Genomic DNA, 20,193 nt, shown 5'->3' on the forward strand with positions numbered 1-20,193 from the left:
TACACCACCAAATGACCGACGCCGAAAGACGACCATGGGACTACATCATCGTCGGATCGGGGGCAGGCGGCGGCACGCTGGCAGCGCGCCTGGTAGAAGCCGGCATGCGGGTTTTTTTACTGGAGGCCGGCGGTGACCCGCGTACCACGGCGGGGCCGCGTCTGCCCGATGACTACGACGTACCCGCCTTCCACAGCTTTGCCTGTGAGAACGAGGCCATGGCGTGGAACTTCCAGGTACGCCACTACGGCGACGAGGCCCGCCAGCTGCGCGACCCCAAGTACAACGCCAGCCGCCAGGGCGTGCTCTACCCTCGCGCGGCCGGCCTGGGCGGCTGCACTGCGCACAACGCCATGATCTTCATGCGCCCGCACGATTCCGACTGGAACCACATCGCCGAGCTGACCAGCGACCGCAGCTGGCAGTCCCGCCACATGCAGCGCTATGCCGAACGCGTGGAGTCCTGCCACCACCGCCCGCTGTGGCGCGCCCTGCGCCACCTGGGCATCAACCCCACCGGCCACGGCTGGAACGGCTGGCTGCACACAGAGCGCGCCATCCCGCTGGAGGCTCTGGGCGATGCGCAAATGGTGGGCCTGGTGTCACAGACCGCGCGCACATTCACTGGCGGCCTGGCCCATCCGCTGCGTAGCGCCCTGCGCTGGCTGCGTGGCAAGGGCGACCCGAATGCGCGGCCCTGGGGCGGCGGTAGCTTTGAAGGCCTGTGCTATACCCCCACCAGCACGGTGCAAGCCAGCCGGTTCGGCACCCGCGAGCGCCTGCTGCTGGTCGCCGCAAAGCACCCGGGCCAGTTGCACATCGAGCTGGATGCCCTGGCCACACGGGTGCTGCTGGGGCCGAATGGCAGGGCCGAAGGCGTGGAATTCCTCAAGGGTGCGCGCCTGTACCGCGCGCATAGCCAGGCCAGCAGCAGCCCGGGCCGGCGCCAGCAGGTACGCGCCTTGCGCGAAGTGGTGCTGTGTGGCGGGGCCTTCAACACACCGCAGCTGCTGATGCTCTCGGGCATAGGCCCAGCAGACGGGCTGCAGGCCCACGGCATTCCACTGCAGGTGGATTTGCCTGGCGTAGGACGCAATCTGCAAGACCGCTACGAGATAGCCGTAACCCACCGCATGGCCAGGCCCTGGCAGGCACTGGCCGGCGCCCGCTTCATGCGGGGCGACCCGCAGTGGCAGGAATGGCATGCCCAGCGCAGCGGCATGTACGCCACCAATGGGGCCGCCGTAGGCCTGGTGCGCCGCTCGTCCGGCCACCAGCCGGAGCCAGACATCTTCTGCATGGCCCTACCCGCCCGCTTCGAAGGCTATGCGCCGGGCTTCTCGCAGCTGATACGCCAGCACAGCGACCGGCTTACCTGGGCCGTGCTGAAGGCCCACACGCTGAACCGCGCCGGCCGCATCACCCTGCGCTCGGCCGACCCGCGCGACACGCCACAGGTCAACTTTCACTACTTTGAAGAAGGCAGCGATGCCACGGGCAGCGACCTGCAGGCCGTGGTGCAGGCCATACGTTTTGTGCGCAGCCTGACCGCGCCACTACTGGCCCGTGGCCTGGTCGCCGAGGAGTGCCTGCCCGGCCCCCAGGTGCAAACCGACGCTGCCCTGGCCGACTACGTGCGCAACACGGCCTGGGGCCACCACGCATCCTGCTCCTGCCCCATAGGTGCAGCGAAGGATGGCGGCGTGCTGGACAGCCGCTTTCGCGTGCACGGCACACAAGGGCTGCGGGTGGTGGACGCATCGGTGTTCCCGCGCATACCCGGTTTTTTCATCGCGTCGGCGGTCTATATGGTGGGTGAAAAAGCCGCCGATGTGATGCTGCAAGACGCCGCGCAAGCGCCCACCTAGTTTTTTTACAGCGGGCAACCGCACAAGGAGAAAGCATGGCCTACGACGTAAAACAACTGCTGGCGATGAGCCAGGTGCAGCTAGACGATTTGTTCCGGGCCAGCCCGGCAGGCGACATCCCCAATGGCTCGGCCAACGGCACGGCCATCATTGCGCCCGGCACCAAGTACACCGAACATATTGCCCATCTGATCAATATGTTCGGCTGGCAAGGCAAGGTGTTTGACGCCGAAAAAGGCCTGCTGAAAAACAAGGTGCTGGTGTTCGGCTTCGAGGCCGTGCTGGCCAAGGTCTACAAGGACAAGAGCTGGCTGGACGGGCAGGAATGCATCGTGCTGGACTACTCCGACACATCGGTCATCGCCCACTACATCCGCGACGAAATCCGCCTGATCGGCCCCAACTTCTACCTGGGCAAGGTGTATTGGGGCAAGGAGCGGCTCATCGACTTCTGCCTGCAGTTCTAAAGGTCGCCGTGACCCCACAGTCGCAATTCACCGTGGTGGCGCCGCTGGCCAAGGGGCGCGAGATCAGCTTGCGTAACTTGCTGGATGGCATGAACGCTAGCCCCGGCATGGCCGATGCCCATAACCCGGTGCTGCCGTTCGCCCGTTTCCAGCAGTTGCACTTTGCGCGCCTGGTACTGCTGGATGACGCGCTGCAGATAGACCTGGAGACACTGGGCCTGCTACGCCCGCGCCTGCCGACCTACCTGGCGTTCATGGGCGACTGCGACGGCGCGGCACAGGACTGCCTGGCCGATCTGGTGCAGCACGCGGGCGACGGGCTGCGGCGCATCTTTGCCCACTGCGCCGGCTTTGACGCCACCGCTGACCTGCTGGGCTGGATGCTGGCACATGACCGCCCGATTGCCGCCCGCTACGTCCACTGGCTGGGGCGCAGCGTGCAGCAGATCCAGCAGGAAAGCACGCTGCAGCGCGCCCTGTCGGCACGCCTGCCACGCACCAGCGCTGCCGATGCGCAAACCGTGCGACGTGCACTTCAGTCGGTGGTCGAGACCGAGATACAGGCCGGCCGGCTCACGCTGACGCCGCCACCGCCCACACCGCTGGCCTGGTGCCTGGGCCAGCTGCTGCATCTGCTGGCCGTGCCACTGGCAGGGCTGGCGTTGCTGCCCCTACTGGTGCTGCTGGCACCCTGGCTTGTCTACCAGTTGCGCAGCCGCGAGGAAACCGATGTGGAAATCTGCCCCCGCCCCGACCCGGCTGACCTGCAGGCACTGCAAGACCTGGAGGACTTCGACGCCAGCAACCAGTACACCGCATTGGGCGCCGTCAAGCCCGGGCTGTTCCGCCGCTGGCTGGTGACGCTGCTGCTGGTGCTGATTGACTACGCCTGCCGCCATGTGTTCACCCGTGGCCATCTGGCGCGCGTGCAGACCATCCACTTCGCACGCTGGGTGTTTCTGGACGACAAAAGCCGTGTACTCTTCACCAGCAACTACGACGGCAGCCACCAGGGCTATATGGACGACTTCATCAACAAGGTGGCCTGGGGCCTGAACCTGGTGTTCAGCAACGGCCTGGGCTGGCCGCGCACACGCTGGCTCATCCTGGGTGGCGCGCGGCAGGAGCAGGTCTTCAAGTACTACCAGCGCCGCCACCAGATCCCCACCCAGGTCTGGTACAAGGCCTACCCGGGCCTGACGCTAGCCGACATGCAGCGCAACCAGCGCATCCGCGAAGGTCTGCAGCGCCCCCATATGACCGACGCCCAGGCACAGGCCTGGTTAAGGCTGCTATGAGCACAACCCACCCCGCCGCACCAGTCGAACTGGATGACATCCAGGGCCTGCTGCGCTTTGGCTACAAGCACCACAGCCAGGCCTGCTTTCTATTGCTGCGCGTGAAGGACCCGGCCGCCGCCCGCGCTTGGCTGGCCAGCGCCCCCGTGACCAGTGCTGCACCGACCGAACCACCGCCGGCCACCGTGCTGCAGATTGCCCTGAGCAGCAACGGCCTGCGTGCACTGGGCGTGCCGGCGAAGGTGGTGGATGGTTTTTCTACCGAGTTCATCGCCGGCATGGGCGGTGACCCCAGCCGCTCCCGCCGCCTGGGCGACGTGGGTGCCAACGCGCCCAGCCAATGGGCGTGGGGGGCCGACGCCAAGCTGCCCCACGTGCTGGTGTTGCTATACGCCCTGCCCGGTCAAATGGACGCCTGGCAAAGCGCGGTGGAAGCGCAATGCGCCGCTGGCTTCGACACACTGGCCCGCCTGCGCTGTAGCGAGCGCGGCGACCACGAGCCCTTTGGCTTTATGGACGGCATCTCCCAGCCCCTGCTGGACTGGAGCCGCGACCGCCCCGTGCGCGATGCCGAGCAGCTGAAGTACACCAACCTCAGCTGCCTGGGCGAATTCCTGCTGGGCTACCCCAATGAATACGGCGGCTACACCGACCGCCCCCTACTTGGCCAACAGCTAGATCAAGTAGGATTATTGCCGCGTGCGGAAAACCAGCCCGACTACGCCGACCTGGGCCGCAACGGCAGCTACCTGGTGCTGCGCCAGCTAGAGCAGGATGTGCAGGGCTTCTGGCAATGCCTGCACGCCCAGGCCGACGGCGACACGGCGCGGCAGGAGCAACTGGCCGCCGCCATGCTGGGCCGCACACGCGACGGCCAGCCGCTGCTACCCAGCACACCGGCAGACGACCTGAACGCCTTCGACTACAGCGACGACCCACGCGGCACGCAATGCCCACTGGGCGCCCACATACGCCGCGCCAATCCACGCAATGCCGACCTGCCGGCGGGTGCCCCCGGCCTGCTGCCGTGGCTCACGCGCACCCTGGGTTTTGATGCCGCCGCGCTGGAGCAGGACCGCGTGCCCTCCACTCGCTTCCACCGCCTGTTGCGGCGCGGCCGCGCTTATGGCCAGGACGGGCCGCCAGGTGAAACGCCTACCGGCCTGCACTTCATATGCCTGGGTGCGAACATCGCCCGGCAGTTTGAATTCGTGCAGGGCGCCTGGCTGAACTCACCGCATTTCGATGGCCTGCAGGGCGAGAACGACCCGCTGCTGGGCAACCGCGCGCCCGGGCTGGGCAGTAGTGGCGTGGTGGATGGGTTTTCCATGCCCCAGGCCCAAGGGCCGGACCAGCGGCTCAGCGGCTTGCCGCAGTTCGTCACCGTGCGCGGCGGTGCCTACTTCTTTCTGCCCGGCATCCGCGCACTGCGCTACCTGGCGCACCTTGGTGATAAGGGAGACACACCATGAATTCCAACACCAGCCGCCCGGTGCCGCGCGCCAACACCGGCTCGACCGTGAAGAACTGGCTGTCTGATACCTCGCTGGCGCTGATCCAGCTGGAGCGCCGCGTCGACCCGTTCATTCGCCCCGCCTTTGACGCCCTGCTGCGCGACCCGCTGGCCCGGCTGACCACGGCGCTGATCAACGCCCAACGCCCCAACGAGGGCCTGAAGATCGCCGAAGAAAAGCTGCTGCCCGGCGAGGAGGCTTTCGTCGACTCCATCATCCAGAGCTTTCAAGAGCAAATGCGCGCGCTATGGAAACCCGGCGGCTTCGAGCGCGGTGGCAACACCAAGACCCAGGGCATCGTGCGCGCCGAGTTCATCGTGCACGACAACCTGCCTCCTGCGCTACGCCACGGCATCTATGCGCAACCGCGCAGCTACCCGGCCTGGGTGCGCTTCTCGGGCCCTGGCCCCTACATCACACCGGATATTGACGACGTAGGCTTCATGAGCATCAGCGTCAAGCTCATGGACGTGCCCGGCCCCAAACTGATGGACGAGGAAAAGTTCACCCAAGACATGTTCGGCGTGTCGCCGCCCACCTTCGTCACCCCCGACGTCATGGCCAACGCCCAGCTGCAAAAGACCAGCCTGCAGAACGCGCAGATCTTCTACTTCTTCAACCTGCAGCGCACGCACATCCTCGACGCCATCATGCAAGGCCTGTGGACCAAGACCCAGAGCAGCCCGCTGGAGGCGCCCTACTTCAGCTGCGTGCCGTACTTACTGGGCGAGGGCCAGGCCATGCAGTATTCCTTCTGGCCCAAGAGCACGCAGCGCACGCCCATACCGCGCCTGCCGCTGCGCCCGCCGGACGACTACCTGCGCGCCGCCATGGTCCAGTCACTCGCCATGGGCGACGTCGAGTTGGACGTGCGCCTGCAGCTGCAAACCGACCCGCACCTCATGCCGATTGAAAATGCAGCCGTGCTATGGCCCGAGCGCCTATCTCCCCGCATCAGCGCCGCCACACTGCGTATTCCGCGCCAGCAGTTCGACTCGCCCGCCCAGATGGAGTTTGCCAAGCGCCTGTCATACAACCCCTGGCACAGCATCGCCGAGCACCGCCCCCTGGGCAACCAGAGCCGCGCCCGCAAACGCATGTACTACGAGCTGTCCAAGCTGCGCCACCAGATGAATGCGGTGCCGCACTTCGAGCCTACGGGCGATGAAAAATTTGAGTGAAAAGTGGCTCTGGCGCAGGTATTACCTGCGCAAGCAGCTCTCTTTTTGGTAGCGGATGCTTGAATTGACTACTGCGCTGCGGTAATCGGGCCGGTTAATGTCATTAATAGTTTGCGCTCTTCAATTGGGAGTTCGAGCAGGAGTTTTGAGTCTTGAGAATTATGCCAATCATAAAAAGCATTGGCCATTCTTCCCATGGTTTTAAAAAATTTCTTATTATTCCCCTCTGAAACCGATTGTCGGAGTGGATGAAAAATAGTATATGCCCATTTAATCAAATCATCTTTCTTTAAAAACCCAGCGCAGCTGATGACACCAAGAAATGCCTGGGCAGGAAAGATGGAAAGCATCGCGGCAACTTTTGAAAACGATTTTTCAGCCACAACCTCATCCAAAAGAAACAAGTTCATACTTATACTGGATACCTGCCCATAAACTGAAAGTGCATTTTTGCGATTTAAATTATTCTCCCATTGTGGCAACCAACTCTCAAACACGACACCCATTTGCGTAGCTTCACTCCGTATTTTTTCACGCCGTTCTGGCGTGATTTCAAAAGAGAGAAGAAGCATCGCTCGCAATTGAGCAGAAGCATTATTGGATGCATGTGTAGAAGCAATTTCATCCAAAATTATTTCTATTTTTTTCCCATCTTTGCCAGCCGTTTTTATATCTTTCATTTGAGCAAGCAGTTTTGGCTCGATAACTTGATTTTGCAAGCCCTCCAATGCCTTCTCAATATAGCCAATATCCAACTTCCGTATTTCATCCGGCTGCTGCAACCAATTCTTCAACTCATCTTCCGTATACCAAATCCGCAGCATCTCTACAAACAAACCAATGGGCTCGCCGCGCTGCTTTTTCACCTCCATGCATAAGCGCATCAGCGGCTCGCACAGTTCGTAATAGCTTTCCCGGCCCTGCTCTATCGAGCGCACATAGCGCTTTTCTTTCAGCTGCTTGAGTTGGCTGGAGCAGGTTTGCTGGGTAATGAAGCATGACTTGGCAATCTGCTTGACCGGGGCGGCGCCACGGTAGTTCACAAGGTATTCCACGATCTTGCGCTGCTGGCCTGATAGCTCCCTCATGCGCGCCTGGTAGTACGGGGTGAGCTCGTCCAGGGTGTGCATGAAGGCGGGCACCAACTCGTCTAGCGCTTGGGCGCTCAGAAACTGGGCAAAGATGATGTAGATGCGCGGGTTGCCCTCGGCCAGGTGGTGCACAGCGCGGATACGGGCGCGGCCTTCAGGCGTGGCGATGAAATCGGCCAGGTCGGCATCTCCACGCTCCACCGCAATTTTGCCCAGCAGCTTGACCACATCGTCAAAGTCCAGCTCGGCCAACGGCTCGATGTCGAAGAAACCGTAGAAGGCCGATTTCTGCAAACTGACCCCTGCAAACAGCGATGGCGTGGTGCACACCAGCACCATATTGTTGTGGTTCTGAATGAAGGCGCGCCAAGCCTTTTGCCCCTGGTCGCCCAACTGGTCAAACAGGTCGTCCAGGTTCTCCAGCAAAACCACCAGGCGCTTGGAGCCCAAGACTTCCAGCAACAAGGCTTCGGCTTGCTGCTCTGCTTGCTTCAGCGGCAGCCCATACAAAGGCTCGCAACGCGCCTCGATCTGCAACGAGGGGTAGCTGGCATCCAGCGTGCGGAGAATGCGCAGCACCAGCTCAAAAAAGCTGGTGACCCCCCACTCTTCCTCGCGCATCCAGGCAATCAATATCTTGTCTTGCACGTCCGTCACCTGGGCCAGGCGGTGGTGCAGCAGCGAGACCAAATGGGTTTTACCTATGCCTCGCGGGCCGACGAATAGCGTGTGGTGGCTGCTGCCGGTACGCAGGCTGTCCAACACGTTGTCCAGGCTGCGCTGCAACAGGGGTTCGCGCTGGACGAGCATGGCCTCCAGTGTCTCGGGCGCCATCATGCTGGGGGTGAAGTGCGACAGGTACAAGGCCTGGCCTGCCAAAGAGGTAGTGGCTGCTGGAATGGCGTTTGTGCGTGGGGCTTTGCTCATAGGGCAGCCCCCGCCTGCACTAAGGCCAAGCCACGGTGCCATAACCACCAGCGCTTGACCACAGTGAATTTGAAGCCGACCTCGCCCGCCCCGTTGCGCACAAAGTAATGGTCGCGCTCCAGCAGGCGCGACAGCTCTAGCCATTGTTGCTGCTCAACCAAAGGCTGGGCCGCCTTGGCGCGGCGGATGGCGTCCGCCATGGAGAGCGCGTTGACGCTGGAAGCCACCACGTCTAGCAGCGCCAGGCATTCGGCGCGCTGCGGGCCGTAGTACGCCAGAGTACGTTCTTCGTAGTGCTGCAAGTCCCAAGGGTTGTCGCTGGAGTGGATGCCGTGGTTGATCACAGCATGGACTGCCTGCATGTCCAAAGGCTGTTTTTGCGAGGCGGGGTTCTTCAGCAGCGCGGACACCACATGGTGGATGTAAAACGGGATGCAATCCAGCGCTTGTGCGGTTTGCGCGTAGACGTCTTGGGACGCTGCCATCAGGCGGTTGTCGGTGAACAGCCGTTGCACTAGGCCTGTGGCGTCGGTTAACGCCAGTGGCTCCACTTCGATGGCCAGCATATCGTTGACCGGGGTGTTGTTGTACCCCTGCGTCTTGAGCACGCGCACGATGTGGTGCAAACCCAATGACCCCGTGAACACCATGCGCAACTTGCTGGCATGCTGCTGGCGCAAGGCGCGCAGCAAGTCCAGCAGCTCCATGGCTTCCTGCGGGTTGTGTTTGGCAATGATTTCCAGCATCCAGGGCAGCTCGTCCCACAAGAAGACTACCCGCTCAATCGCGCGGATGTCGTCCAGGTGGGCAATCGCGTCACCCAGCACCTGCTTCCATTGCTTGGCTGCAAAATTGGGCAACTTGATCGGCCCTACTTGCGCCCCGCCCAACTGTTCGCCAAGGCTTTGCAGCCAATTGCGGAAGTTAGTTTTGGCCTCCAAATGAGGGTACAGGTCGGCCATCACATATTGCACAAACTCCACCGCACTGCGTATGGCGCCAATGTCACGCTTGATGACAACCCAATGAGCGGGAGCCCCGGCTTTGAACTTTTCAAGCACATGGGTTTTACCGGTACGCCGCTCGGCCACCAGCAAAATGCTTTGTTGCTCCAGCGTGGCCTGTACATATGCCACAAGCGACTCGCGGCCTACGATGTCGTCCAGCTGCAGCATTCCGCCAGGATTAGGTTTCATGGTGCCCCGCCATTTATATACGATAGATTTATTGTACGTTTTTTTCAACGCACGTAAACCATAGTATTTAAACCAAAGAGACGAAAATTTGAAAGAAAATCGGCTCTGGCGCAGGTAATACCTACGCTGGTAGCTTCATTATTGATAGCAAGTGTCGTGTTCAGGCAAGCAACTGCTTGAACATCACATAGGCATCTACATAGCCGCGCTGCCGGTGCTGAAACGCCCCAGGCAGCGTGCCCACGATGCGAAAGCCCAGCTTCTGCCAGAGGCGCACCGCGCCCTCGTTGGTGGACACAACCAGGTTGTACTGCATGGCCCGAAAGCCCAGGCGCAAGGCTTCGGCCTGGGAGTGCTCGCACATCAGAGACGCAATGCCCTGGCCGCGCGCCTGGGGCGACACGACGTAGCCGCAGTTGCATACATGCGCGCCCAGCCCGGGCTGGTTGGGCTGCAGCTTGTAGGTGCCGATGACTGTGCCATCGTCCGCGCAGGCTACATAGGTGGCCAGAGGCGCATCCACCCAGATGGCGCGGATCTCGGCCTCGCTGCTTTCGGGGGCATAGGCATAGGTGTCGCCGCTGGCGAATGTGGTCTGTAGCAAAGGCCAGACGCTGGGCCAGTCGGCGGGCTGGAAGGACCGGATGGTGTGGGGCATGGTGAATCAAAGAATGAAATACGTGCCGTACAAACCTGTTTACCTACGGCACTCCAAACATCCACGATACCAGGCCGGGCAAGCCCTCAACACCCACACTTCAGGCGTGTTGGATTTCAATGCGCTTGATGTCCTGCACGATGACCAGGTAGGACAGCACGGTCACCAAGGCATTCACGCCGACAAACACCAGCGCCCCATTGAATGAACCCGTAGCGGCCAGGATGTAGCCGATCACGATGGGCGTCACAATGCCGGCCACATTGCCAAACATATTGAAGATACCGCCAGCCAGACCAATCACCTCGCGTGGTGCAACGTCTGCCATGACGGCCCAGCCCAGTGCGCCAAAACCCTTGCCAAAGAATGCCAGCGCCATCAGGCCCACGATCATCCAGTCCGAATCCGTGTAGTTGCACAGAATCATGCTGGACGACAGCAGCATGCCCACCACGATGGGCGCCTTGCGGGACAGGGTCAACGAATTGCCCCGCCGTATCAGCCAATCGGAAACAGTGCCACCCAATACGCCTCCGGCAAAGCCACAAATAGCAGGGAGCGACACCATGAAGCCCGCTTTCAGAATCGACATATGCCGTTCCTGCACCAGGTACACCGGAAACCAGGTCAGAAAGAAATAGGTCAACACGTTGATGGAAAACTGGCCCAGATTGATACCCACCAACATGCGGTTGGTCAGCAACTGCTTGACGTAATGCCAGGTCATTCCTGGGGGCAAGGCAGTTGCTTTGGGCCCGCCGCCTTCGTCCATATGGATCAGGCCGCCGCCGGCCTCGATATGCGCAAGCTCAGCCCGGTTGACGCCCTTGTGTTTGGCCGGGCTGGTAATCACTTTCAGCCAAACAAAAGCCAAGGCAATGCCCAGCGCGCCCATAAACAGGTAGACCGAGCGCCAGCCGTACCAATGCGTCATGGCGGCCATCAAGGGAGGAAACACGGCAGCGGCCAGGTACTGCGCTGCATTGAAGATCGCCGAAGCAGTGCCGCGCTCCTGGGTGGGGAACCAGCTAGCGACCACTTTGGCATTGGCCGGAAATGCGGGAGCCTCGGCCATACCGACAAAAAAGCGCATCACGAACAAGGTTGCAACTGCAACTGCGGCGCTACCCACTACACCCACCAGTGCTTGTAGTGCGGTGAACAGAGACCACAAGAAGATGCTGGCCGCATACACCCTGCGTGGGCCAAAGCGGTCCAACAACCAGCCGCCCAGAACCTGCGACAGCACATAGGCCCAGCTGAATGCCGAGAAGATGTAACCCAGCTGGACGGTATCGAAACCAAATTCGGACCGCATCATTGGCCCAGTGATCGACAGCGTGGCCCGGTCCGCATAGTTCACCGTGGTCACGATAAAGATCATCAGCAAGATGCCGTACCGGACGTGGCTGCGCTTGGTCTCTGATGCGACTTGCTGCGAGGGGTCACCCGGGTTGATGGTCATATCAAGTTTTTGGCTCATATCGCATTGGCTGTGTGTTCCATCGCCCGCTGGGCCATGAACTCAAGGGTGAAAGAGGCCCCTGCAGTGTGAATACTGCATTCACACTGCAGGGGGTGGGGTCGCCTGCAACACCGGATCGGTGTGTTTGACGCCCCGCACATCATCTGTTGTCTGACAACAAAACCATTGTTCCACTGGCTGATTGAACAATGACTAGTACTTACCCTTAATATCACGCTTGAAAGTGCCGAACCTTCACCGCCCAACTGCCATGCTTCTGCATGGATTTGTTATCGGACATCGTATGACAACAAATACCACAACCCCTAAATATTGCGGTCACTCCCTGCTACAGCCTTGCGGAAGCGTCGAATCAAGAGTTCATCAGGAGGTAATGCGCAACGCACTTCCCTGCCCATACTTTGCGATGCGCGCCGCGGTTCTGGCCCTAGGGGGGAGCGACGGCTTCGCCGTGCTGGAGCTGGAAGGTTCCCAGCAACGCGGTCAACCTCTGCGCTGGTTCACGCTAGCTTCCGGCTACGGCCGTCGACTACCATGCCAAGTCGGTGTTGTGCGGGGTCATCTGGTCCTGCTGCAGACACAACCCCGATTGAAGAGAAAAAAGCAGTGCTGCTGGATGCAGGTTTTCAGCGCTCAGGGCAGATCCACGATTTCGATCCAGTTTGGATTCTTGCCAACGGCCAAACGTTGGGGCTGCCCCAGCGCACCACTTGCAGCATCCACAGGATGGACCGAAACGCTATTGGAGTCTTGCCCTGCCGAGATCAGAAATCGGCCACTGGAGTCGATCGCAAAGCCGCGTGGCGACTGCTCGGTGGGCGCCTGACCCAGGGGCTGGAGCAAGCCGGTGCTGGGGTCTACCCGGAATGTGGAAATGGTGCTGGAAGTCCGCTCCGATGCATACAGAAAACGGCCGTCCGGGCGCAGGTGCAGATCTGCCGCCCAGGGCTTCCCGGTGAACCCCGCAGGCAGGGTTGTGGTGCGTTGCAACTCACGCAGCGTGCCCCGCGCACTGTCCCATGCGTACACATACAAAGATGCATCCACCTCGTTGACAAGGTAGACAAAGCGCTGGGCCTTGTCCCAGACGAAGTGGCGGGCGCCGGACTTGGGTGCATTCACGGTCAACGCAGGCTCATTCGGAGTGAGCTGGCCCGTGGCTGCATCAAAATGCCAGCTGGATATGGTGTCCCCACCCAAGCTGGTGGCCAGCACGTATTTGTTGCTGGCATCGGCATGGATGGCATGGGCAAACGGAGACGTAGGAATGAGCTGCTGCACTGCGCCCACCACACCATCTTTGCCCACACTGTTCACGGTGATCTTGTGCCCTGGATAAGAGGCCGCAAACAGCCAACGGCCCGTTGCGTCCAAATCTATATTGGCCATGCTGTCGGCCAATGCGGATTCACCCAGTTTGCGTAAATGACCATTACTCGCGTCTATAGCAAAGCTGACCACGCGGTACGGCTGCGACCGCAGTGCCGCGTAGAGAAAGTGCTTGTCCGCGCTGACAACCATGGGCATAACGGTCCCGGCTACAGCAACCGTTTCCACCGGTTTGAGCACGCCTTGGCTTCTGTCTAGCTCCAGCACAGAGATGTCCTGGCTGTCCGCGTTCGACACATAAACCATGGTGGTCGCTGCGGCGCTACCGGCAAGCGCCAGCAGGCCTACGCCCAGCAACAAACCGGCGCGCTGCATGGATGGGTCAAAAGTGGCCAATGGCGTTTCTCCGGTCAAGGTTGAAAGATATTGCTTTGCGTGGCCTGGGAGGCCACGCTACTGGTTGCCAATGATTTCAAACAACTCACCTCGCACCGAAGGATCGCCCATGTACTTGCCGTACAGCGGAGACATCTTGCGGATGTAGGGCGAAAAATCTTTCACGTTGGACAGCTGCACACCGTCTTTCAGTACCGCAGCCCGTGCAGTGGCAACCCGCTTTTCCCAAAGGTCGCGCATCAACAAGGCCGAGCTTTGACCGGCTTTTTTAAACACAGCTTTTTCTGCATCGCTAAGCCGATCCCACAGCTTGGTAGACACGACCAATGCCTCGGGTGAAATCACGTGGTTGGTCTGCAGCATGTACTTGGCAGCCTTGTACTGGCCGGTGGACTCGTAAGAAACCATATTGTTCTCGGCACAATCCACCTTGCCCTGCTGCAAGCCATCGAGCACGTCTTTATAAGGCATCACCACGGGTGTAGCGCCCAACAGCTTAACCATTTCGATGTACACATCGGACTGTTGCACCCGGATCTTTTGCCCGACCAGCTCCTCCAGCCGGGTGATGGGCTTGTTGGCACAAAAGATGGAGCGGGCGCCACCGTTGTACCAGCCCAGCACCACAAAGCCGGAGGCCTGCAATTGGGTCGCCAAATGGTCACCAACCTTGCCGTCCAGATAGCGGAACATATGCGTCGTATCCGAGAACAGAAAAGGCAGGTTGAAAGCCTTGAGGCCCGGCGCCACATCGGACAATGGACCGGAGTTGAACTCGGCGACATCCACCTCACCGGCTTTGAGCATAGCGACCGCCTTGGGCTGGTCGCCCAGACTGCCGTTGGAAAACAGCTCAATCTTGTATTTGCCCTTGGTCTGGGTCGCCACTTCCGCAATAAAGCTCTTCATGGCCTCCGTGACCGGATAACCATCTGGATGGGTATTCCAGGCCCGCAAAGCGGTTTGCCCCCACCCCATTCCGCTCAGCAGAAATAGTCCCGAGAAAATGCAAGCCCGTGTAGTTTGAATCATGGCGACCTAGTGAAATGGTGCCCTGGTCGGCACCCGGCTGATACGACTTGTTACACCATGATAACGCAGCGGCTCAGCATATCCGACCTCCGATTACCAAGGGTTTACACCGTACGCCGCAAGGCTTCAAAGAACAACTCGGACTGCAAACGCTCGCCCAGCGTCTGTTCACACACGCGCTGGGCCAGCGCGGGATCTATGGGCCGCAGGGCACGGCCGGTGGATTGCGCCAACACCTGGCTCATGCAGGCGCGCTCCAGGTAGTACAGGTCGTCATAGGCATAGTCCATGCGCGCCCCGCAGACCACCACGCCGTGGTTGCCCAGGAAGGCAATTTCGGCCCCCCGCATCACACCGGCAATGCGCTCGCCTTCCGACGCGTCCAGCGCCAGGCCGTTGTACTCCGTATCCACCGCAACACGGCCGTGGAAGCGCATGGCGCCCTGCGACAGACAGGTATCCAACGCGCGGTCGCTGGTCAGGGTCAGAGCGGTGGCGTAAGGCATATGGGTGTGCAGCACGCAGGCCTGGCCGCACAGGCGGTGGATGGCCGCGTGGATGAACATGGCGGTGGGTTCCACCGCATGGCGCCCGGCCAGCTTGTTGCCCAGGGCGTCGATCATCACAATGTCGTCCGCGCCAATCTCGCTCCACAGCAGGCCGCGCGGGTTCAGCAAGAAGCGGCCGGACTGATCGGGCAGCTCCACGCTGAAATGGTTGCACACGCCCTCGGCCAGGCCGTGGTGGGCGGCCGCGCGCAGGGCCAGGGCCAGGTCGGCGCGCAGTTGAAGTACCAGGGGAGAATCAAAGTCCAATACCGGCATTACATGTCTTTCAAGGTTGGGGAATGTTTGTCGCGGATTGTGTGGGCGCCTGTTCCGCGCGGGCCAACCGATGGGGGAATCGGTGCAAATACAGGCAAGAATTATTGAGGCAATGCGATGGAACAATTCACCGCATTTAGCCAAACTATGCTGCTTTTCAGCCAAAACGAATGGGCAAAATAGTTGTATTACCCATACCGAGGCACGCGCGAGGGGTTTTCATCCAGCAACAATGTGCGCAACTTCAAAAGCACGTTTGCCATGCACTGCTCGAAGTTCGAAACCAAGATCGCGCTGCCCGAGCCCCTGGCGTGAATTTATAGGGAATCGGCCTCTGGCGCAGATAGTACCTGCGCTAGAAGCTATATTTTTAATAGCAAATAAAAAAACCCACGGCGCCCGAAGACACCGTGGGCTGAGCACCATCGACGGGGTTTACTGCTTGATTGCGCTGAGCAAGCCCAACAAGGCCGTACCGTTCGGGCTGCCCAAGCCGGTGCTGCTGTCGTAGCCGGTCGTGGCTTTGCAGGTGCTGCAAGTGCCGTTGGAGCCGCTGGTCACATCCAGGAAGGACTGAGCGTACGAGCTAGCGCTGGGCAACACATTCAGGTACAGCGCGCTGTGCACGCTGCTCAGCACCGGCAGGCTGGACAAGGCACGCTGGGCGCTGGCAATGGCCAGCAAGCCGGCCCATTCGGGCGCTGCAATGCTGGTGCCGCCACCGGACATGAAACCAAAAGCACTGCCCGGCACGGTAATGCCCACGTACTGGCCGGTATAGGGATCGGAATCAATGGCCACATCGGCCACGCGGCGCTTGGTGATGCTAGAAGACAAGGCCTTCTGGTATGTGGGCACAGCGGTATAGGCACTGGTGCCGCCGCCGGTGCCGGTCCACACCACTTCAGACCGGGTGCTGCCGTTATAGGTCAGCGAGGTGCCGCCGGTGGCCAGTACCTTGGCGGACACGGCCGGCCAGTTCACCGCCGCGCCGGCATCACCGGTGGATGCTGTGTACTGCATGCCCGAGACCTGGAACAGGCTATCCACCGATGCAGTCCATGAGCCTTCCAGCGCGCCAAAGCTCATGCTGACCACGCCCGAGCCCATGTTGTTGGCCACGGTAATGGCATTGGCCAGGGCCGACAGCGAGGACGATGCCGCCTCGATCAGGACGATGCGGGCCAAGGGCGCAATCGCATGGGCCGACTCCACGTCCATCGCAATCTCGGCCGCCCAACTGGCGTTGTAGGCCGGCGCGGTCGCCGTACGGCCGCTGGTAGCGCCAGCATACACCACACTGAAGGTGCAACCGGCGGTTGTGCTGGCCGCAGCCAAAGGCAGGCTGGCCGTCGAGGAAATAGCCACGCTGGTGCAGCCAGGCAGGTTCAGGCGGGAGCTGTAGGTGTTCAGGTCTGAAAACGTATTCGGGTTGTGGTACGCGTCCACGATGTAGATGGTCTGGCCGGCGCCCAGGGCGGCACGCGCCGCCGCAGTGGACACCACGCCGGTGGCGCTGACCGCCGGCAACTTATAGGCGGCGCGGATCTGCGCCGGGGTGTAGACGGTGACGGTGGACGCAGCCCGCGCGCTGATGGTGCCGGCATTTTCCACTGCCAGCCGGCGCGCCACCACCGCCTCGGAAGCCACGGTTTCGGGCAGCAAACGGGCTGTGACCATGCCTTCCATGGCGGGCAGCACGGTCTCGGTGCGCACTACGTCCGGGTCGCTAGGTACCAGGGACGGGTCGCTGATATCTACCGGCGCGGTATGGAAGGTGGGCAACACCTCGGTCGTCACGCTGGACAACGCAGCCACGGGGTCCGATTCCGCGCTAGCCGTCACATCACCGCCGCCACCGCCGCAAGCGCTCAGCACCAGTGCCGCCAGCAGAGACAAGCCGCCGCCTGCGCAACGTGCCGTGGAACGAGAAAAGGTATAAGTTTTCAGCATGTCGTCACCTTGGTTTACAAGAACAAAAGGGCGACAGTGCACAGAGAAGAGTTTGACGTCACTCCGTACGGCAACCCCGCTGGCATGGCGCTGGAACCCAGCACCGAAGCCCGGTGGCTTTGCGTCCCCGGCTTTCGCCAGGTTTGCCCTTGTCAGTTTTGCTTCACAGAAGCCGCCTACTGACCGCGGCACCAGGGCGAATTTCAGCCCCCGAAGTGCAAACGTAGTGTGTCAGAAAAATTCCTTTATGGCTGCGGGCATTTGTCACACCGCCTGGGATTTACAAAACCGTACACGCGGTATACGTCCCGAAAGCCGGGGCGCGCCCCTGCTCCCCCCGCTGCGCTATACCGCCAGTGCGACACCGTGGCGCAGTTTGAATACCGCCACCACGTCCACCAGTTGCTGCGCTTGCAGCTTCAGGCTGTCGGCGGCAGCAGCACTTTGTTCGACCAGGGCGGCATTCTGCTGCGTAGCCTGGTCCATTTGCGTAACCGCCTCGCCAACCTGACTCACGCCCAGCGACTGCTCGGTGCTGGCGGAGCTGATCCCGCCCATGATGTCAGCCACACGACGGATCGACGTCACCACCTCCTGCATGGTGGTGCCGGCCTGGTCTACCAGGCTGGTGCCCCGGGCTACCCGCTCCACACTGTCGTTGATGAGAAACTTGATCTCCTTGGCCGCGTTGGCGCTGCGTCCGGCCAGGCTGCGCACCTCGCTGGCCACCACGGCAAAGCCGCGACCTTGCTCGCCCGCGCGGGCGGCTTCCACGGCCGCATTCAAGGCCAGGATATTGGTCTGGAAGGCAATGCCGTCGATCACGCTGATGATGTCGGAAATCTTGTTGCTGCTTTCGTTGATGCCCTTCATAGTCTCAACCACCTGGCCGACCACATCGCCACCGCGCATGGCTACGCTGGAGGCGTTCAGCGCCAGTTGGTTCGCCTGGTGGGCGTTATCGGCATTCAGCTTCACGGTACTGGACAGCTCCTCCATCGAGGCAGCAGTTTCCTCCAGCGCGCTGGCCTGTTGCTCGGTACGCGCGCTCAGGTCGTTATTGCCCTGAGAAATCTCGGCGCTGGCGGTGGCCACGCCCTCGGCGTTCTGCCGCACATTGCCCACCACCTTGGACAGACTGGTCTGCATGCCCTGCAGGGCGCGCAGCAGCTGCGAGGTTTCGTTCTCGCCAACCGCCTCGAACTCCAGACTCAGATCACCAGCAGCGACAGCACGCGACACGTCCACCGCCTGGTTCAGCGGACGTGTGATCGAACGCACCAGCAACCAACCCAGCGCGCACAGAAGTGCGATGGCCGCAGCCCCCAGGCTGAGCAGCATGAGCATGGCGGAATCGTAATTTTCCTGGGCCGAGGCTTCGGCATTTTTTCCATTCTTCGCCAGCACAGCCACCATTTCTTCGGCCGCGTCAGTCGCCGCCTGCTGCAGCGGTGCCACCGTGGTCTGCAGCATCTGGGTTGCTTCGGTGTTCTTGTTCTCCTTGCCCAGCGCCACTACCTGGCTGGTAGGTGCCTGCAAGGCCTCCACCGCCAGCTCCAGCTTGCGCAGCGCCGCCACTGCTGCGGCGCTGATCACGGTGTCCTGCAGCTGCTTGTCCAGCTTCAGATAGCTGGCTTGCACATCCGCCAGACGGTCGGCCTGCTTCTGGATATCGGCCGCGCTTTCCAGCAGCACGATGTCACGCGCCACGATCGCCCGTACCCGCAGGTTGTCCTTCACATCCTTGACGTTCATCATCTTGGGCATGCGGTCGTTGGTCTGCTGGTTCAAGGTTGCGCGTATGGACGCCATATTGCTGGCACCCACCCAAACCATCGCTGCCATCAAACCGGCGGCCAAAGCGATACCGATGCCCAGGCGGGTGCTGATTTTCAAGTCGCTCAAGTTCATGTTTCGCTCCCAGTGAGGTGAACCACCGTTACGCCGAGGCACATCAGCCACACGCGCGCCCTTCCAACAAATTCTGCTATCAAAACTACAGTTTGGTGAAGTGGGTAAAGCCTGAGTAAAGACAGATATGCAGCGCTCTGCGCGGCTTCGAGCGCGAGCGACGGAGCGGCCTTTTACAATCGCGCCCTTTTTCCCCTGCTAGCGCTACAAAATGAATATCACGGTCAACGACGAACTGCTTGCCTACATCGACCCGCTCACCCCCGAGGAGCACGCCGCGCTGGAGCGCAGCATCCTGGCCGAAGGCTGCCGCGACGCGCTGGTGCTGTGGGGCGATGTGCTGGTGGACGGCCACAACCGCTACGGCATCTGCACCAAGCACAACATCCCGTTCAACACCGTGCAGAACACCCGCTTTAAGACCATGGACGACGTGCATCTGTGGATGATCGACCAGCACCTGGGCCGGCGCAGCGTGTCCGACTTCCAGCGCGGCGTGCTGGCTCTGCGTAAAAAAGACATCCTGGCCGGGCGCGACCAGCCCGCGCCCGCCGAAGCCGTGGCCGACACCAGCGGCCCCGCGCCCTGGGAAGCCCCCGCCGAAGCCCCGGCCGCCCCAGCCGCCGAGCCCGCGCTGACCCGCGAAGCCCTGGCCAAGGCCGCACGCGTCAGCAGCGCCACCATCAGCCAGATCGAAAAGATCCAGAAGTCCGCCACGCCCGAGCTGGTGGCGGCGGTGAAGTCCGGCACCATCTCCATCAACACCGCAGCCACCGTGGCCAGCCTGCCGGCCGAAGTACAGCTGGCCGCCGCCGCCGGTGGCAAGAAAGAGCTGCAGCAGGCCGCCCGCCAGGTACGCGCTGCCAAGGCGGTGGAGCGCACCGAGCCCGACACGCCCGAAGGCATCATCGCCCGCCTGAAGCAAACCGTGGCCGAACTGACCGCAGAGAACGCCGCCCTGAAGGCGCACATCGCTGAACTGATGGCCTAAGCGGATACAAGCCAAACAGGCTACTAGCGCTGGTAGAACCTGCGCTAGTAGCTACTTATTTAATAGCAAAC

At 61.3% G+C, this 20,193-nt stretch carries 15 protein-coding genes and 1 riboswitch; of the genes, 6 read left to right on the forward strand and 9 right to left on the reverse strand.

All coding sequences use genetic code 11. The features are described 5' to 3' along the window. Nucleotides 1-11 precede the first annotated feature (11 nt). The 5 genes from AC07O2_RS04205 to AC07O2_RS04225 are packed head-to-tail and all read left to right on the forward strand — an operon-like array spanning nt 12 to nt 6,328. Nucleotides 12-1,868, forward strand: a complete 1,857-nt coding sequence (locus AC07O2_RS04205; protein ID WP_495074484.1) for a GMC family oxidoreductase — start codon at nt 12-14, stop codon at nt 1,866-1,868. 35 nt (nt 1,869-1,903) lie between these two features. Further along, nucleotides 1,904-2,335, forward strand: coding sequence for a hypothetical protein (locus AC07O2_RS04210; protein ID WP_495074485.1), 432 nt, complete (start codon nt 1,904-1,906; stop codon nt 2,333-2,335). 8 nt (nt 2,336-2,343) lie between these two features. Further along, on the forward strand, nt 2,344-3,633 hold the full coding sequence (locus AC07O2_RS04215; protein WP_495074486.1) for a hypothetical protein: 1,290 nt from the start codon (nt 2,344-2,346) through the stop codon (nt 3,631-3,633). Continuing rightward, entirely contained in the window at nt 3,630-5,105 is a 1,476-nt protein-coding gene (locus AC07O2_RS04220; RefSeq protein WP_495074487.1) for a Dyp-type peroxidase, read from the forward strand. The genes AC07O2_RS04215 and AC07O2_RS04220 overlap by 4 nt, the downstream gene beginning before the upstream one ends. Then, nucleotides 5,102-6,328, forward strand: coding sequence for a catalase family protein (locus AC07O2_RS04225; protein WP_495074488.1), 1,227 nt, complete (start codon nt 5,102-5,104; stop codon nt 6,326-6,328). The genes AC07O2_RS04220 and AC07O2_RS04225 overlap by 4 nt, the downstream gene beginning before the upstream one ends. Before the next feature lie 68 nt (nt 6,329-6,396). On the opposite strand, the gene AC07O2_RS04230 is transcribed toward AC07O2_RS04225, so the two are convergent. The 9 genes from AC07O2_RS04230 to AC07O2_RS04270 all read right to left on the reverse strand — a co-directional run bounded on the left by AC07O2_RS04230 (nt 6,397) and on the right by AC07O2_RS04270 (nt 19,131). After that, the gene (locus AC07O2_RS04230; protein ID WP_495074489.1) at nt 6,397-8,346 is read right to left on the reverse strand and encodes an ATP-binding protein; all 1,950 of its coding nucleotides are present in this window, start codon (nt 8,344-8,346) and stop codon (nt 6,397-6,399) included. Next, nucleotides 8,343-9,542, reverse strand: a complete 1,200-nt coding sequence (locus tag AC07O2_RS04235) for an AAA family ATPase (RefSeq protein WP_495074490.1) — start codon at nt 9,540-9,542, stop codon at nt 8,343-8,345. Before AC07O2_RS04235 ends, AC07O2_RS04230 begins: the two co-directional genes overlap by 4 nt. 160 nt (nt 9,543-9,702) lie before the next feature. After that, nucleotides 9,703-10,200, reverse strand: a complete 498-nt coding sequence (locus AC07O2_RS04240) for a GNAT family N-acetyltransferase (protein ID WP_495074491.1) — start codon at nt 10,198-10,200, stop codon at nt 9,703-9,705. A gap of 100 nt (nt 10,201-10,300) precedes the next feature. Next, nucleotides 10,301-11,665 (reverse strand): MFS transporter, encoded by a 1,365-nt coding sequence (locus AC07O2_RS04245; RefSeq protein WP_495074723.1) that lies wholly within the window; start codon nt 11,663-11,665, stop codon nt 10,301-10,303. 654 nt (nt 11,666-12,319) lie between these two features. After that, on the reverse strand, nt 12,320-13,390 hold the full coding sequence (locus AC07O2_RS04250) for a lactonase family protein (RefSeq protein ID WP_495074724.1): 1,071 nt from the start codon (nt 13,388-13,390) through the stop codon (nt 12,320-12,322). A 78-nt stretch (nt 13,391-13,468) separates the two neighbouring features. Beyond that, a complete protein-coding gene (locus AC07O2_RS04255; RefSeq protein WP_495074725.1) occupies nt 13,469-14,389 on the reverse strand; it encodes a TRAP transporter substrate-binding protein in 921 nt (306 codons plus the stop codon). Nucleotides 14,390-14,547: 158 nt separating this feature from the next. Continuing rightward, a complete protein-coding gene (locus AC07O2_RS04260) occupies nt 14,548-15,267 on the reverse strand; it encodes an aldolase (RefSeq protein ID WP_495074492.1) in 720 nt (239 codons plus the stop codon). 435 nt (nt 15,268-15,702) lie between these two features. Next, nucleotides 15,703-17,220 (reverse strand): S53 family peptidase, encoded by a 1,518-nt coding sequence (locus tag AC07O2_RS04265; RefSeq protein WP_495074493.1) that lies wholly within the window; start codon nt 17,218-17,220, stop codon nt 15,703-15,705. A gap of 66 nt (nt 17,221-17,286) precedes the next feature. Beyond that, a riboswitch (cyclic di-GMP riboswitch) is annotated at nt 17,287-17,378 on the reverse strand. A gap of 187 nt (nt 17,379-17,565) precedes the next feature. Next, a complete protein-coding gene (locus tag AC07O2_RS04270) occupies nt 17,566-19,131 on the reverse strand; it encodes a methyl-accepting chemotaxis protein (protein WP_495074494.1) in 1,566 nt (521 codons plus the stop codon). Nucleotides 19,132-19,342: 211 nt separating this feature from the next. Here AC07O2_RS04270 and AC07O2_RS04275 point away from each other — a divergent pair, with 211 nt between their 5' ends. Next, the gene (locus tag AC07O2_RS04275) at nt 19,343-20,122 is read left to right on the forward strand and encodes a ParB N-terminal domain-containing protein (protein WP_495074495.1); all 780 of its coding nucleotides are present in this window, start codon (nt 19,343-19,345) and stop codon (nt 20,120-20,122) included. Nucleotides 20,123-20,193 lie beyond the last annotated feature (71 nt).

The organism is Rhodoferax sp. GW821-FHT10B06 (genome assembly GCF_059415605.1).